Raw genomic sequence first — 15,950 nt, 5'->3', positions numbered from 1 at the left:
TGCAGGCCGGGTACGCGCAGCGCGACCCGGCAAGCGTTGTATTATCCCAGGTCAGCCATCAGCACCTTTGAACGACGCTGATAGTTGTACATCTCTTTCTTCGTTTCCGGCAGAGAATCGATATCCACCGGCGTGAATCCGCGCTCCTGGAACCAGTGAATGCTGCGCGTCGTCAGGACGAACAGCTTGCTCAGCCCCATCTGGCGCGCCTGTGCCGCCACGCGTTCAAGCAGCATTTCGCCGCGTGAAGAGCTACGGTAATCAGGATGCACCGCCACGCAGGCCATTTCACCGATCTTCTCTTCCGGGAACGGATAGAGTGCGGCGCAGGCAATGGTCAGGTTATCGCGCTGAATAATGGTGAATTTATCGATCTCCATCTCCAGCTGTTCGCGTGAGCGACGTACCAGAATGCCCTGCTGTTCCAGCGGGCGGATCAGCTCCAGAATGCCGCCGATGTCATTGATGGTGGCGCGGCGGATCTGCTCCGCACTCTCCATCACAATCTGCGTACCAATACCGTCGCGGGAGAACAGCTCCTGCAGCAGAGCCCCGTCTTCCTGATAGCTGATCAGGTGGCTGCGGCGCACGCCGCTGCGGCAGGCCTTCACGGCGCCACGCAGGAAGCGGACGGTGCCGGAGTGGTAATCGCCTTCGGCTTCCAGCGCTTCCACGCGGGCCTGGGCTTCATTCGGGAAGAGTTCTGGTACGATTGTTCCTTCAGCGTCCACGACGCCCTGGGAGGAGCAGAACCCAATCATTTTTTCCGCCTTCAGCTTGATCGCCAGCTGCGTGGCAATCTCTTCGGACGTCAGGTTAAAGCTTTCGCCGGTCACGGAAACGGCGACCGGGCCCATCAGCACGATGGCACCGCTGTCCAGCTGGCGGTGAATAGCTTCTTCATCAATACGACGGATACGGCCGCTGTGGCAGTAATCCACGCCATCGTCCACGCCGAGCGGCTGGGCAATGATAAAGTTGCCGCTCACGACGTTGATATGCGCGCCCTGCAGCGGCGTATTGTTCAGGCTCATGGAGAGACGCGCGGTAATATCCAGCTGCAGCAGACCCGCCGCCTGTTTCACCAGCTCCAGGGTTTTGGCATCGGTGACGCGGGTATGTTTATGGTAAATCGGCTCGTGGTGGTGAGCGGCCAGGTTGGCGTCGATCTGCGGACGCGCGCCATAAACCACCACCAGGCGGATCCCGAGGCTGTGCAGCAGGCCAATGTCATTGACGATGCTGGAAAAATTTTCATGCTCAATGGCTTCGCCGCCAAGCATGATGACAAACGTTTTTCCCCGATGGGCGTTGATATAGGGAACAGAATGGCGGAATCCCTGGACCAGTTCGGTTCTACGTTCCTTCACCATGGCACAACCCTTAATGAATGTTTATTCGTAATTTCTGTATTTTTATTCGATTGTGGCCGCGTGTGCAAGCGCAAATTTTCCGCGACCCACAGAAATTGGTAAGTAATCCGTGCGTTAGCGTATGATTGTTTACCCTTTTATAGATGACAGTTTATGCGTCATTCGTTAAAGTTTTCGGTCAATTTGGACATTTTGTATATCAGTCAGTGTTCTTGCTCGGGAGAAGCATGTCGGGATCCAATTCAGCAATAAGCCGCCGCCGTTTGTTAAAAGGGGCCGGGGCAATGTGGTTGCTTAGCGTCAGTCAGGTCGGTCTTGCCGCCACGAGTCAGGTGGTGGCGGTGCGCGTCTGGCCGTCGTCGACCTATACGCGCGTGACGGTCGAATCCAATCGCGTGCTGAAATATAAGCAATTTGCCCTCAGCAACCCGGAACGCGTGGTGGTGGATCTCGAAGGCGTTAACCTCAACTCCGTGCTGAAAGGGATGGCGGCGCAGATCCGCGGCGACGATCCGTTTATTAAATCGGCGCGCGTCGGGCAGTTTGATCCGCAAACCGTGCGCATGGTGTTTGAGCTTAAACAGAACGTTAAGCCGCAGCTGTTCGCCCTGGCGCCCGTCGCGACGTTTAAAGAGCGCCTGGTGATGGATCTCTACCCGGCCAACGCAACGGATATCCAGGATCCGCTACTTGCGTTGCTGGAGGATTACAACAAGGGCGATTTGCAGCGTCAGGTACCGCCTGCGCAAAGCGGCCCGCAGCCCGGAAAAGCAGGGCGCGATCGTCCGATTGTGATCATGCTCGATCCCGGCCACGGCGGAGAAGACTCCGGCGCGGTGGGGAAATACCGCACGCGTGAAAAAGACGTGGTGCTGCAAATTGCACGTCGCCTGAAGGCGTTGATTGATAAAGAAGGCAATATGCGCGCCTATATGACGCGCAATGAAGATATCTTTATTCCGCTGAAGGTCCGGGTGGCGAAAGCGCAGAAGCAGCGCGCCGATTTGTTCGTGTCGATCCATGCGGATGCCTTCACCAGCCGCCAGCCAAGCGGCTCTTCGGTGTTTGCGCTCTCAACCAAAGGCGCGACCAGTACCGCAGCAAGATTCCTGGCTGACAGCCAGAACGCCTCTGACCTGATTGGTGGCGTGAGCAAAAGCGGCGACCGCTACGTCGACCACACCATGTTCGATATGGTGCAGTCGCTGACCATTAACGACAGTCTGAAGTTTGGTAAAGCGGTGCTGGGCAAGCTGGGGAACATCAATAAGCTGCATAAAAACAGCGTTGAACAGGCCGGGTTTGCGGTACTCAAGGCACCGGATATCCCGTCCATCCTGGTTGAAACCGCCTTTATCAGTAACGTCGAAGAGGAGCGTAAGCTCAAGACGGCAAAATTCCAGCAGGAGGTTGCGGAGTCGATTCTGGCGGGGATACGGGCATATTTCTCTGACGGGGCGACGCTGGCGCGACGCGGATAACGCTTTCAGCCGGGTAAATGCCCGGCAAATGCACAAACGACAGATACAAAAAAACACCCTTAAGGGTGTTTATTGTTTTAGAAGTGTTGGTTGCGGGGGCCGGATTTGAACCGACGACCTTCGGGTTATGAGCCCGACGAGCTACCAGGCTGCTCCACCCCGCGTCCGTCTTTCTACTCGTGTAGAAACTTACTTCTTCAAATTTGATTGGTTGCGGGGGCCGGATTTGAACCGACGACCTTCGGGTTATGAGCCCGACGAGCTACCAGGCTGCTCCACCCCGCGTCCGTCTTTCTACAGTCGTAGAAGATACTTCATCAAATTTTAATTGGTTGCGGGGGCCGGATTTGAACCGACGACCTTCGGGTTATGAGCCCGACGAGCTACCAGGCTGCTCCACCCCGCGTCCGTGGATGCGCACTATACTCGGATAGGTTTGTGATGCAACCCCTTTTTCACATAAATCATGATTTTGTATGCAAATTGAACGACATGGCTCTGTTCGGACTATTTTTTGCGCAAAATTTGCCAAAGGGCATGCCATCGCATTTCATTAGCCCTGGCGGTTTGTTATCTTCATCACGCGGAAATGGGCAACTTAAAGACGAGATATAATGAAAGGACGTTGGGCGAAGTATCTGATGGCGGGCGCAATGGTAGCGATTCTTGCGGCCTGTTCTTCCAAACCGACCGATCGCGGTCAACAGTATAAAGACGGGAAGTTATCCCAGCCTTTCTCTTTAGTTAATCAGCCTGATGCCGTCGGCGCACCGATTAATGCCGGTGATTTCTCCGAGCAGGTCTACCAGATCCGCAACGCGTCGCCGCGTCTGTATGGCGCCCAGAGTAGCGTGTATAACGCGGTCCAGGACTGGCTTAAAGCAGGCGGCGATACGCGCAACATGCGCCAGTTTGGTATCGACGCCTGGCAGATGGAAGGGGCCGATAACTACGGCAACGTCCAGTTTACCGGTTACTACACCCCGGTTATCCAGGCACGACACTCGCGTCAGGGCGAGTTCCAGTATCCTATCTACCGTATGCCGCCAAAACGCGGTCGTCTGCCGTCTCGCGCTGAGATCTACGCCGGTGCGCTGAGCGAAAATTACGTTCTGGCCTACAGCAACTCCCTGATGGATAACTTCATCATGGACGTTCAGGGCAGCGGCTACATTGATTTTGGCGACGGGTCGCCGCTCAACTTCTTCAGCTATTCCGGTAAAAACGGTCACGCCTATCGCAGTATCGGTAAGGTGCTGATCGACCGCGGTGAAGTGAAGAAAGAAGATATGTCGATGCAGGCGATCCGCGAGTGGGGCGAGAAACACAGCGAAGCCGAGGTGCGCGAGCTGCTGGAGCAGAACCCGTCGTTCGTCTTCTTCAAACCGCAAAACTTCGCGCCGGTGAAAGGAGCGAGTGCAGTTCCCCTGATTGGCCGCGCGTCGGTAGCATCGGATCGTTCGATTATTCCTGCAGGCACCACGCTGCTGGCTGAGGTTCCTCTGCTGGACAATAACGGCAAGTTCAACGGTCAGTATGAGCTGCGTCTGATGGTGGCGCTGGACGTCGGCGGGGCGATTAAAGGCCAGCACTTTGACATCTATCAGGGCATTGGCCCTGACGCAGGCCATCGCGCGGGCTGGTATAACCACTACGGACGCGTGTGGGTACTGAAGGCAGCTCCGGGAGCTGGAAACGTATTCAGCGGCTGATTGTGGTATTCTGAGCGCAATACGGATTACTGTTCAGGGTGAGGAAAACCTCACCCTTTTTACATCTGAGGTTTTATGTCTGTGGTAATCAGCGACGCCTGGCGCCAGCGTTTTGGCGGGACGGCACGTTTATATGGTGAAAAAGCCCTGCAGCTGTTTGCGGATGCGCACGTCTGCGTCGTGGGCATTGGTGGTGTGGGGTCGTGGGCGGCAGAAGCGCTGGCGAGAACCGGTATTGGCGCAATCACGCTGATTGACATGGATGACGTTTGCGTCACCAACACCAACCGTCAAATCCACGCCCTGCGCGATAACGTCGGCCTGGCGAAGTCTGAGGTCATGGCGGAACGTATCCGTTTGATCAACCCGGAGTGCCGCGTGACGGTGATCGACGACTTTGTGACGGCAGATAACGTCGCGGAGTACATGAGCAAAGGCTATAGCTATGTGATTGACGCCATCGACAGCGTGCGGCCAAAAGCGGCGTTGATCGCATACTGCCGTCGCTACAAGGTGCCGCTGGTCACGACGGGCGGCGCGGGCGGGCAAATCGATCCGACGCAGATCCAGGTGGCCGACCTGGCGAAAACGATCCAGGATCCGCTGGCGGCCAAGCTGCGCGAGCGCCTGAAGAGCGATTTTAACGTGGTGAAGAACAGCAAAGGCAAGCTCGGCGTCGACTGCGTGTTCTCGACCGAAGCGCTGGTCTACCCGCAGGCGGATGGCTCAGTCTGCGCGATGAAAAGCACGGCGGAAGGGCCAAAACGAATGGATTGCGCCTCAGGTTTTGGTGCGGCCACCATGGTGACCGCCTCCTTTGGCTTTGTGGCGGTGTCTCACGCCCTCAAGAAAATGATGGCGAAGGCGGAACGTCAGGCCTGAGCCTGACGTGCGGCATCCAGTACCGCGTCGCCCAGCGCGATCAACCCCTGACCACGCGAGGCGCTGAGCTGCGCGCGCAGCCCCAGCTCATCAAATAACGCCAGCGGCGAATGTGCCAGCAATTCCGCCGCGCTTTTCCCTTCCACAGCGGTCAGCAATACGGCCAGCAGGCCCCGGACGATGCGGCCTTCGCTGTCGCCGAAGAAGTGCAGCTTCTCGCCGGAGACGCTCACGCCCAGCCAGACGCGGTTTTCACAGCCTGCGATCTCTTTCGCCTGCGCTTTAAGATCGTCTGAAAGGGCCGGGAGCTGTTTACCCAGCAGGATCAGCTGTCGATATTTATCTTCCCACTGCTGGAGCGGGGCGAAGGTCTGTTTTAAGGTCTCTTCTGTGATGACGGTGCCAAACGGATGTCCGGCTAAAGCAGCGCTAGTCATTAATCCACCAGTATTTCAAGGGCGCGGTCAACGGCGGCAACCAGCACGTCGACATCGCTTTGGGTATTGTACGGCGCAAACGAGGCGCGCAGCGTACCGTTAACGCCAAGCGCCGCCAGCAGCGGCTGGGCGCAGTGCTGTCCGGCACGCAGGGCAATGCCGTACCCGGCCAGCAGCGTCACCATGTCGCTATGGTGAACGCCCGCAAAATCAAAGGCGAGCAGGCTTGAATCCTGAACGCGGAACGAGCGGAAACCCGGGCGCTTTTTGAGCTCTTCCTCTGCCAGCGTCGCCAGCCCCCGGCTCCAGCTTTCAGCCTGAACGATGTCTGTTTCTGCCAGCCACTCCAGCGCCGCGCTTAAGCCAATCACCCCCGCCACGTTCGGCGTACCGGCTTCCAGTCGATAGGGAACATCCTGAGTTTTGAAGCCATCGAACGACACTTCAGTGATCATTTTGCCGCCACCGAGCCACGGCGTCATTTTTGCCAGCAGTTCTGGCTTGCCGTACAACGCCCCAATACCGGTTGGCCCGTAGAGCTTATGACCAGAGAAGGCATAGAAATCGATATCAAGCGCCTGCACATCAGCGGGGAAGTGCACCACGCCCTGAGCGCCGTCGACCATCACCACCATCCCGCTGGCATGGGCTATGCGAATAGCCTGAGCCAGGTCCGGGCAACCACCCGTGACGTTCGACATCTGTCCGAGCGCCAGAATGCGGCTGCGGGGGGTAATCAGCTCTGGGAGACGGGCAACGTCGGGAAGAAGGTCTGCACCCAGTGGAAGCTTCACCACGCGTGCACCCGTTTGCTCTGCCACCATCAGCCATGGCACCAGGTTGGCGTGATGTTCCGCCTCGCTGACGACGATCTCATCGCCCGGCTGAAGCAGCGGGCGCGCGTAGCACTGGGCCACCATATTGATGGCTTCGGTCGTGCCGCGCGTCCAGACGATGTTTTTCCCGCTTTCGGCATTGATCAGGCGTGCGACCTGATCGCGTGCGGCTTCATAGCGCGCGGTTAATCGCTGCGCTTCGGCAAACTGGCTGCGATGCACGTTCCCGGCGCTCAGGCTGTAGAACTGCTGCGTGGCCTCAATCACCGCCTGTGGCTTAAGGGCGGTGGCGGCGCTATCCAGGTAAATACCGGCATCGGCCAGGGCCGGAAACTGTGCGCGGAACTGCGCAGGACTGAAAGCGTTCATGGGATTCCTCATTTCAATATAGCGATCGTCGCGCAATTTCAGCGGCAGGGCAAGGAGGTTGATATCTATCAGAATTGTCTGCTTATCCTTACGGCCTCAAAAAAGCAGGTTATGCTAAATAGTGTTAGGCGGATGTTTTAGCCTGTTATAAATCGAGGTTTGAATAGCATTAATTGCTAAAGGAGAATAATCATGAATAAGACAGCTGCAATCATTTCTGCCTGTGCGTTTACTTTTGCCCTGAGCGCCTGTTCCAGTAACAACTACGTGATGCACACCAACGATGGTCGTTCTATCGTTTCGGAAGGGAAACCGACTACCGATAATGATACCGGGATGATTTCGTACAAAGATGCTAACGGGAACAAGCAGCAGATCAACCGCACGGACGTGAAAGAGATGAAAGAGATCGAGCATTAACAGATCGCAGGCGAAAAAAAAGCACCGCAAATTGGCGGTGCTACATTAATCACTATGGACAGACAGGGTAAATGTACAGGAAGTGAAAAATTGGTAGCGTTGCTACCGTGGTCTGAATCGCAGACCAATTGCAAACACAACAACACAACATCACAACCGTAAGCCAAAAGCCCTTCAGAACACGCATTCCGAAAAAAGCTCTTCGTTCCGGCTCAGGAAGTGCCGCCACTATAGGTATTTGCTGGTAGTTCCTCAACGGACAAATTATAATGGCTCAGATAAAAAAAACTAATAGGTTAAACGTTGTTTCCTGTTTGTTAAATACCGTTAACATCTAAGCCAGATAACCATGTCAAAGCGATTGCCACCTCTTAATGCATTACGAGTTTTTGATGCAGCAGCACGTCATCTGAGCTTTACCCGCGCAGCAGATGAGCTTTTTGTGACACAGGCCGCAGTAAGTCACCAAATCAAGTCTCTGGAGGATTTTCTGGGCCTTAAGCTGTTTCGTCGACGCAACCGTTCGTTGCTGTTGACCGAAGAGGGGCAGAGCTATTTTCAGGATATTAAAGAGATTTTTTCCCAGCTTACGGAAGCCACGCGTAAGCTGCAGGCTCGCAGTGCAAAAGGTGCTCTGACCGTCAGTTTATTGCCCAGTTTTGCCATTCATTGGCTGGTGCCAAGACTCTCAAGCTTTAACTCAGCTTATCCGGGGATCGACGTTCGAATCCAGGCGGTAGATCGTCAGGAGGACAAGCTGGCCGATGACGTGGATGTCGCCATTTTTTATGGTCGCGGTAACTGGCCGGGCTTGCGCGTAGAAAAATTATACGCAGAATATCTCCTGCCGGTCTGTTCTCCTCTGCTGTTAACAGGTGAGAAGGCGCTGAAGTCACCCGCCGATCTGGCTCAGCATACGCTTTTGCATGATGCCTCTCGCCGCGACTGGCAAACTTATACCCGTCAATTAGGTCTTACACATATTAACGTGCAGCAGGGACCCATTTTTAGCCACAGTGCGATGGTGTTACAGGCTGCCATTCACGGGCAGGGCGTGGCGTTGGCGAACAACGTCATGGCGCAGTCCGAAATTGAGGCAGGCCGCCTGGTTTGCCCTTTTAATGATGTACTGGTCAGCAAGAATGCGTTTTATCTGGTTTGTCATGACAGTCAGGCAGAACTGGGTAAAATAGCCGCCTTCCGGCAGTGGATACTGGCGAAAGCGGCAACCGAGCAAGAAAAATTCCGCTTCAGGTATGAGCAATAACGTTTGTGTGCCGGGCACGCATCAACTCAGGACTTAAACATGACCAGCCGATTCATGCTGATTTTTGCCGCGGTGAGTGGCTTTATTTTTGTTGCACTGGGCGCCTTTGGCGCACATGTATTAAGCAAGTCTTTGGGCGCAGTAGAGATGGGCTGGATCCAGACCGGCCTTGAATATCAGGCGTTTCACACGCTGGCTATTTTTGGGCTGGCGGTGGCGATGCAGCGTCGTATCAGTATCTGGTTTTACTGGAGCAGCGTGTTTATGGCGCTGGGTACCGTGTTGTTCAGCGGTAGCTTGTACTGCCTTGCGCTCTCACATTTGCGCCTGTGGGCGTTCGTTACACCTGTCGGCGGCTTCAGCTTCCTGGCGGGTTGGGTATTAATGTTTATCGGAGCTATCCGTCTGAAACGCAAGGGCGTTGTTCATGAATAAGGTTGTTTTATATTGTCGCCCGGGGTTTGAGAAAGAGTGCGCCGCGGAAATTACCGATAAAGCGGCGAAGCGCGAAGTCTTCGGCTTTGCCCGCGTAAAAGAAAACGCGGGCTATGTGGTATTCGAGTGCTATCAGCCTGAAGACGCAGACAAGCTGGCGCGCGAGCTGCCGTTCAGCTCGCTGATCTTTGCTCGCCAGATGTTTGTCGCGGGTGAGCTGCTGAAGGATCTTCCGCCGGAAGACCGCATCACGCCAATTGTCGGCATGCTGCAGGGCGTGGTGGAGAAAGGCGGCGATCTGCGCGTTGAAGTGGCGGATACCAACGAAAGTAAAGAGCTGATGAAGTTCTGCCGTAAGTTCACCGTGCCGCTGCGAGCGGCGCTGCGTGATGCAGGCGTGCTGACGAACTACGAAACGCCGAAGCGTCCGGTGGTGCATATCTTCTTTATCGCACCGGGCTGCTGCTATACAGGCTATTCGTACACCACCAACAACTCTCCCTTCTTTATGGGCATTCCGCGTTTGCGCTTCCCGTCCGATGCGCCAAGCCGTTCCACGCTCAAGCTGGAAGAGGCGTTCCACGTCTTTATCCCGGCGGATGAGTGGGATGAACGTCTGGCAAACGGCATGTACGCCGTCGACCTTGGCGCGTGCCCGGGCGGCTGGACCTATCAGCTGGTGAAACGCAATATGTGGGTATCGTCCGTTGATAACGGTCCAATGGCGCAAAGCCTGATGGACACCGGGCAGGTTACCTGGCTGCGGGAAGACGGTTTCCGCTATCGCCCGAACCGTAACAACATCTCGTGGATGGTGTGCGATATGGTTGAGAAGCCGGCAAAAGTCGCCGCGCTGATGGCCTCCTGGCTGGTGAACGGCTGGTGTCGTGAGACCATTTTCAACCTCAAGCTGCCGATGAAAAAGCGTTATGAGGAAGTATCGCAGAACCTGGCCTACATTCAGGAGCAGATGGACGAACACGGTATTAACGTGGAGATCCAGGCGCGTCAGCTGTATCACGACCGTGAAGAGGTGACGGTGCATATTCGTCGCTGGTGGGCTGCGGTTGGCGGACGTCGCGACGAGCGATAGTACGTGCTTTGTTTTGCCCGGTGGCGCTACGCTTACCGGGCCTACAGAAAAGCGTTAACGCTCTAATCTCAACTGCTGTAAATTCCCGTCCAGCTGTAAATCCGTCTGTAGCGTTGCGATCTCCCGGCAGATAAACGCCATCTCTTTATGCGCCTCCAGCTTCTTGCGCCACTTTTCCGGTACCTCATCCAGACGGGCGTAAATCCCTTCCAGACTCTGAAAATCGATCAGCAGCTGCGCGGCGCTCTTCGGCCCAATACCGGCGACACCCGGAACCTTAGAGCTGCTGATGCCTGCCAGCCCCCAGTAATCCGGTAGTTGCTCAGGCGAGACGCCGAACTCGCTGGCAATAAACGGCGCGTCCAGCCAGCGTTTTTGAAAATAGTCGCGAATGCGGATAGTCGGCGAGAGCAGCTGGCAGTAGCCTTTGTCGGTTGAAACGATAGTGGCCTGATGTCCGGCGCTTGCCACCTTTACGGCCAGGGTGGCCGCGAGATCGTCTGCTTCATTTCCCTGTGCACCCCAGCAGGGAACTCCCCGCTGTTCAAATGCAGCGCGCAGCATGGGCAACTCAGCGTGAAGATCGTCCGGCATCGGGGCGCGTCCGGCTTTGTAGTCGGGCAGACGCTGGTGTCGCCAGCCCGTGTTGCGGGCTTCGTCATCAAATACCGCGACCGCGTGGGTGGGCTCACTGTGGCGGATAAGCTGTTCCAGCGCGTGCAGACAGGTGTCTTTACAAGGCGTCCCCTGTACCGCATGGATACGGCGGATCAGGTTAAGAGCATCGACGATAAGTAAATGAACGGCCACAGATAATCTCCCTTCTATCTCATGCGTGAAGGGTAACACTGTCAGCAGCGTGAAACTATGAATGGTGGGGAAAACAGGAAGAAGCCTCGCAAAATGAGGCTTCCTGAGAGGCTTAATCGCAGGTCACAATCTTCATCGCCAGGCCGCCGCGAGAGGTTTCGCGGTATTTGGCGTTCATATCTTTACCGGTTTCGTACATGGTTTCGATAACCTTATCGAGACAGACGCGCGGTTCGCTGGTGCGGCGCAGCGCCATACGTGCCGCGTTCACCGCCTTCACGGAGGCAATCGCGTTACGTTCGATGCACGGTACCTGTACCTGTCCGGCAACCGGGTCACAGGTCAGTCCCAGGTTATGTTCCATGCCGATTTCCGCAGCAATGCACACCTGTGTAGGGCTTGCACCCAGCAGTTCGGCCAGACCCGCCGCCGCCATGGAGCACGCCACGCCGACTTCACCCTGACAGCCCACTTCCGCACCGGAAATAGACGCGTTCATCTTATACAGCGAACCAATCGCACTGGCGACCAGCAGGTAGCGCGCCAGCGAGTTCGCGTTCACTTCACGGATAAACTTGTCGTAGTACGCCAGCACCGCCGGAACGATACCGCAGGCACCGTTAGTCGGCGCGGTGACCACGCGGCCCCCTGCGGCGTTCTCTTCGTTTACCGCCAGGGCGAACATGTTGATCCAGTCTACAACGGCCATCGGGTCCGTCGTCGTTTTGTCGGTGCTCACCAGCATACGGCGCAGCGCAGCAGCGCGACGCGGCACGCGAAGCTTGCCCGGCAGAACGCCCTCGGTGGTGATCCCGCGCTCAATACCGCCGCGCATCACTTCCCAGACGTTAGTGAAGTGCTGTTCGAGCTCTTCTTTACTGTGAAGCGCCAGCTCGTTTTTCATCATCAGGCCGGAGAGGGAAAGGCCCGTCTCCTGGCAGTGACGCTGAAGATCCGCCGCCGTTTTGTACGGATACGGCACTTCTACAGAAGAGGTATTGGTTTGACCAAAGTGGTCTTCGTCGACGATAAAGCCGCCGCCGATAGAGTAATACGTCTGGCTGTATACCGCTTTGTCGCCGGCCAGCGCGGTAATGCGCATGCCGTTTTCGTGCAGCGACAGGTTGTCCGCATGGAAATTCATGCAGTGGTCAACCGGGAATTCAACCTCATGCTCACCGTTCGCCAGCAGCAGGCGACCGTGGGTGTTCACATCCTGGATGAAGCCAGGGATCGCATCAATATCAACGGTATCCGGCAGGTTTCCCGCCAGGCCCATGATAATGGCGATATCAGTATGGTGGCCTTTCCCGGTCAGGGAAAGCGAGCCGTATACATCGACAACCACGCGGGTAATGTCATGCAAGATGCCGCGTGCAATCAAGTCATCCGTGAACTGCTTACCGGCTTTCATTGGTCCGACGGTGTGAGAGCTGGAAGGACCAATACCGATTTTGAAGATATCGAATACGCTAATCATGATGCGTCCATTGCTTTCAGTCAGAGAGGGAGGAGTGCGCCGTCCGAAGACGGCGCGGGTGATAATCAGAACATGGTGTACAGGGAGTAGAAGATCGCAGAGATTGCGATAAGACCCATGATAACCACAAACACGTTGCTCACATGACCGCTGTACTTGCGCATAGCAGGGACTTTCTGAATCGCGTACATCGGCATCAGGAACAGAATCATCGCGATGACCGGGCCGCCCAGGGTTTCAATCATGCCCAGGATGCTTGGGTTCAGGGTCGCTACCGCCCAGGTGGTGAGCAGCATGAACAGCGCAGTGATTTTGTTCAGCTTGTTGATTTCAATGCTCTTGCCTTTACCGCGCAGAGATTTAATCACCATACCGTTGAAGCCTTCACGCGCGCCGAGGTAGTGGCCCAGGAAGGATTTGGTGATGGCGATAATCGCGATGATTGGTGCCATCCACGCAATGACCGGTGCGTTAAAGTGGTTCGCCAGATAAGACAGAATAGAGATGTTTTGCTCTTTCGCTGCCGCCAGATCCACCGGGGAGAGGCTCAGTACGCAGCTGAAGACGAAGAACATTACGGTCAGTACCATCATGATGTGAGCGCGCGCCAGGATGCTGGAGCACTTCTTCTCTGCGCCATTACCGTACTCTTCACGTTTCGCCACAGCGAAAGAAGAGATGATTGGAGAGTGGTTGAAGGAGAACACCATCACCGGAATTGCCAGCCAGAGGGTCATCAGCAGGCCGTTACCGGTTGCCGATGCGCTGCTCAGGGACAGGGTTTCCAGCGCTGCACCGTTCCACTGTGGGATCAGGTAGCAAGCCAGTACCATCAGAGCAATAACGAACGGGAAGACCAGTACGCTCATTGCTTTCACAATCATCTGCTCACCGAAGCGAACGATGGTCATCATGCCCACGATCAGGATCAGCGACAGAATCGCACGCGGAGGCGGCGTCATGTGCAGCTGGTGCATCATGAAGCTTTCAACGGTGTTGGTGATCGCCACGCTGTAGACCAGCAGAATAGGGTAAATCGCGAAGAAGTAGAGCAGGGTAATCAGTTTACCTGCGCCAACGCCGAAATGCTCTTCAACAACTTCAGTGATGTCTTCGCCCGGATTTTTACCGGACAGCACGAAGCGGGTCAGACCGCGGTGTGCGAAGAAGGTCATCGGGAAAGCAATGATAGCCATGATGATCAGCGGGATCAGACCGCCGACGCCTGCGTTGATAGGAAGGAACAGTACACCAGCGCCGATTGCTGTGCCGTAAAGGCCAAGCATCCACATGGTATCCGTTTTGCGCCAACCACTTCGGGATTCAATCGAAGCAACGGTGCTGGTTTGAGTGGTTTCCATCTGTATCTCCTGGAGGAAGCAAATTGTCAGGTTTTTAGTCAAATCCGATGAAAAAGTGCCTGACGGTAATATGAAATTCGTTCAGTGACGGTTTTTTAATAATTTTCGCCCGTAACTATTGGCGGGCGGAAAGATACATTCTAGTTATGAATCTATCAGTGATCCTGATCCCAAATGCAATAATCCACTTATGATGTGGGCATCTTTAGACCATTTATCTGTTAAAAAAACGTCAAAGAGAATTTACGGGCGCGAAGGCTACCACCAACGACATGTGAGCTGAAAGACTGGCCCGTGATATAGGTGTCTTTAGCTGTAAAGAAATGGGTTTTTAGTATTTTCTGGCAGGTAATTTGGATTAAGGCTGATAATTTACGGTTGAAAAAACAAGGTAATCGTTTGCGTTTGCGCATAGTTTGTAAAAGACATAAGTGATGCGTATGAATTACCTCGGTAATAAAAAAGCCGGGACGCGCAACAGGGCGACCCGGCTTTGATGAGATGCTGTTGAGCGTTATGTGCAGATTTCGTAGCAAGGAATATAGGCTGAGCCCGGCAGCTTCATGCGGTGCTGAGCGACAAAGCCCTGCAGCATGTCGTCCATGCGACGCATCATCTCCGGGTCGCCGTGGATCTTGTACGGACCGTACTGTTCAATAGCGCGGATGCCCATCTCTTTGACGTTGCCCGCCACAATCCCGGAGAAGGCACGACGCAGATCGGCAGCCAGGACTTCCACCGGCTGGTCCGGATAGAGTTTCAGGTTCGCCATATTTTCGTGCGTTGGCTCGAACGGGATCTGCAGATCCGGCGCGATACGGATTGACCAGTTAAAGCTGTACGCATCGCCGGTATCGCGACGGTTTTCTTTTACCAACGGCATCGCTTTTTTCATCTGGCGCGCCACTTCCGCGGCATCGTCAATGATGATGCGATAGTGACGACGCGCGGCTTCGCCCAGCGTGTGCACGATAAACTCGTCCAGCACGCGGAAGTAGTCGGCGCTCTCTTTTGGACCGGTCAGGATCAGCGGCAGAACCTGATCTTTGTTGGCCGGATTCATCAGAATACCCAGCAGATAGAGCAGCTCTTCCGCTGTCCCCACGCCGCCCGGGAAGATGATAATGCCGTGGGCGATACGGACAAACGCTTCAAGACGTTTCTCGATATCCGGCATGATAATCAGCTCGTTAACCAGCGGGTTAGGCGGCTCAGCGGCAATGATCGACGGCTCGGTCATGCCGATAAACCGTCCCTCTTTGTAACGCTGTTGCGCGTGTCCCACTGCGGCACCTTTCATTGGCGCTTCCATCGCACCCGGACCGCAGCCGGTACAGATATTCAGCTCGCGCAGGCCAAGCTGTGTGCCCACCCGACGCGCATAAAGGTATTCGGTTTCGTTAATGGAGTGGCCGCCCCAGCAGACGACCATGTTCGGCGCTTCGCCAACGTGCAGGGCACGGGCGTTACGCAAAATGGAGAACACCAGGTTGGTGATATGGACCGAGCTTTCCAGGTCGAGATGCTGGAAACGGCCTGCGTTGTGGATCTGCCCGTTAACAAACAGGATGTCACGCAGCACGGCAAACAGGTTAGCCTGAAGTGAACGAATGATACGGCCGTCGACAAAGGCCTCTTCCGGCGGGTTGATGACTTCAAGCTTCACGCCACGCTCGCGGCGCAGCACGTTGATATCAAAGCTTTCGAAGCGGGACAGCAGTTCTTTACTGTTATCTGTCAGGCTTCCGGAGTTCAGTACGGCAAGTGAACAGTTACGAAACAGTTGATAAAGATCGCTGCTGGCCGTGCGCTTAAGCATGTCCACTTCCAGCTGCGACAACATATCCATTGAGCCAAGCGGGCTAATATGTGTAATCAAGTGAGCTCCTTACGGGACGATTATCGTCTTTCCCTGTTGATTACAATAGCCCTGGCGCGTGACGTTTCACAACCTAAAGCGCGGAAGATACCGCGCATATTGTGAAAATATTTAT

Annotated in this window: 14 protein-coding genes and 3 tRNA genes; 7 read left to right on the top strand and 10 right to left on the bottom strand. The window is 55.3% G+C overall.

Annotated features, from left to right (window positions below):
- Positions 1-41: 41 nt before the first annotated feature.
- A complete protein-coding gene (gene argA / locus LBF07_RS06920; protein ID WP_023309037.1) occupies positions 42-1,373 on the bottom strand; it encodes an amino-acid N-acetyltransferase in 1,332 nt (443 codons plus the stop codon).
- Between the two features lie 227 nt (positions 1,374-1,600).
- Between argA and amiC the strand changes: the two genes are divergently transcribed.
- Positions 1,601-2,854 (top strand): N-acetylmuramoyl-L-alanine amidase AmiC, encoded by a 1,254-nt coding sequence (gene amiC / locus LBF07_RS06915; protein WP_029740496.1) that lies wholly within the window; start codon positions 1,601-1,603, stop codon positions 2,852-2,854.
- An 87-nt stretch (positions 2,855-2,941) separates the two neighbouring features.
- Here amiC and LBF07_RS06910 read toward each other — a convergent pair.
- From LBF07_RS06910 to LBF07_RS06900, 3 genes are all read right to left on the bottom strand, one after another.
- Positions 2,942-3,018 (bottom strand) — tRNA-Met (locus tag LBF07_RS06910).
- Between the two features lie 44 nt (positions 3,019-3,062).
- Positions 3,063-3,139: transfer RNA gene (locus LBF07_RS06905), tRNA-Met, on the bottom strand.
- 44 nt (positions 3,140-3,183) lie between these two features.
- Positions 3,184-3,260, bottom strand: a tRNA-Met gene (locus LBF07_RS06900).
- A gap of 208 nt (positions 3,261-3,468) precedes the next feature.
- On the opposite strand from LBF07_RS06900, the gene mltA reads away from it, so the two are divergent.
- Together mltA and tcdA are read left to right on the top strand one after the other, a co-directional pair.
- The gene (mltA, locus tag LBF07_RS06895) at positions 3,469-4,566 is read left to right on the top strand and encodes a murein transglycosylase A (RefSeq protein ID WP_033146436.1); all 1,098 of its coding nucleotides are present in this window, start codon (positions 3,469-3,471) and stop codon (positions 4,564-4,566) included.
- Between the two features lie 75 nt (positions 4,567-4,641).
- On the top strand, positions 4,642-5,448 hold the full coding sequence (gene tcdA, locus LBF07_RS06890) for a tRNA cyclic N6-threonylcarbamoyladenosine(37) synthase TcdA (protein WP_006811804.1): 807 nt from the start codon (positions 4,642-4,644) through the stop codon (positions 5,446-5,448).
- Here tcdA and csdE read toward each other — a convergent pair.
- Entirely contained in the window at positions 5,439-5,885 is a 447-nt protein-coding gene (gene csdE / locus LBF07_RS06885) for a cysteine desulfurase sulfur acceptor subunit CsdE (protein WP_094934829.1), read from the bottom strand. The genes tcdA and csdE overlap by 10 nt on opposite strands.
- Positions 5,885-7,090 carry a cysteine desulfurase CsdA gene (csdA, locus tag LBF07_RS06880; protein ID WP_094934828.1) on the bottom strand — a complete coding sequence of 402 codons (1,206 nt, stop codon included), beginning with the start codon at positions 7,088-7,090 and terminating at the stop codon, positions 5,885-5,887. The genes csdE and csdA overlap by 1 nt, the downstream gene beginning before the upstream one ends.
- 192 nt (positions 7,091-7,282) lie before the next feature.
- Between csdA and LBF07_RS06875 the strand changes: the two genes are divergently transcribed.
- The 4 genes from LBF07_RS06875 to rlmM all read left to right on the top strand — a co-directional run bounded on the left by LBF07_RS06875 (position 7,283) and on the right by rlmM (position 10,305).
- On the top strand, positions 7,283-7,510 hold the full coding sequence (locus LBF07_RS06875) for a YgdI/YgdR family lipoprotein (protein WP_094934827.1): 228 nt from the start codon (positions 7,283-7,285) through the stop codon (positions 7,508-7,510).
- A gap of 349 nt (positions 7,511-7,859) precedes the next feature.
- Positions 7,860-8,777, top strand: a complete 918-nt coding sequence (gene gcvA / locus LBF07_RS06870) for a glycine cleavage system transcriptional regulator GcvA (protein WP_023309032.1) — start codon at positions 7,860-7,862, stop codon at positions 8,775-8,777.
- Between the two features lie 39 nt (positions 8,778-8,816).
- Positions 8,817-9,212, top strand: coding sequence for a DUF423 domain-containing protein (locus tag LBF07_RS06865; protein WP_023309031.1), 396 nt, complete (start codon positions 8,817-8,819; stop codon positions 9,210-9,212).
- Entirely contained in the window at positions 9,205-10,305 is a 1,101-nt protein-coding gene (gene rlmM, locus LBF07_RS06860) for a 23S rRNA (cytidine(2498)-2'-O)-methyltransferase RlmM (RefSeq protein ID WP_023309030.1), read from the top strand. The genes LBF07_RS06865 and rlmM overlap by 8 nt, the downstream gene beginning before the upstream one ends.
- Before the next feature lie 54 nt (positions 10,306-10,359).
- Here rlmM and xni read toward each other — a convergent pair whose 3' ends face one another.
- From xni to ppnN, 4 genes are all read right to left on the bottom strand, one after another.
- Positions 10,360-11,115: a flap endonuclease Xni gene (gene xni, locus LBF07_RS06855; protein ID WP_094934826.1), complete on the bottom strand. Its 756-nt coding sequence runs from the start codon at positions 11,113-11,115 to the stop codon at positions 10,360-10,362.
- A 112-nt stretch (positions 11,116-11,227) separates the two neighbouring features.
- On the bottom strand, positions 11,228-12,595 hold the full coding sequence (locus LBF07_RS06850; protein WP_033146431.1) for an L-serine ammonia-lyase: 1,368 nt from the start codon (positions 12,593-12,595) through the stop codon (positions 11,228-11,230).
- 65 nt (positions 12,596-12,660) lie between these two features.
- Positions 12,661-13,956: an HAAAP family serine/threonine permease gene (locus LBF07_RS06845; RefSeq protein ID WP_029741560.1), complete on the bottom strand. Its 1,296-nt coding sequence runs from the start codon at positions 13,954-13,956 to the stop codon at positions 12,661-12,663.
- 514 nt (positions 13,957-14,470) lie between these two features.
- Entirely contained in the window at positions 14,471-15,835 is a 1,365-nt protein-coding gene (gene ppnN / locus LBF07_RS06840; protein WP_023309027.1) for a nucleotide 5'-monophosphate nucleosidase PpnN, read from the bottom strand.
- Positions 15,836-15,950: the final 115 nt, after the last annotated feature.

This window comes from Enterobacter cloacae complex sp. ECL352 (genome assembly GCF_020149545.1).
GTDB classification, from domain to species: Bacteria; Pseudomonadota; Gammaproteobacteria; order Enterobacterales; family Enterobacteriaceae; genus Enterobacter; species Enterobacter asburiae_B.
This window is presented reverse-complemented; position numbering and strand designations above follow the sequence as displayed.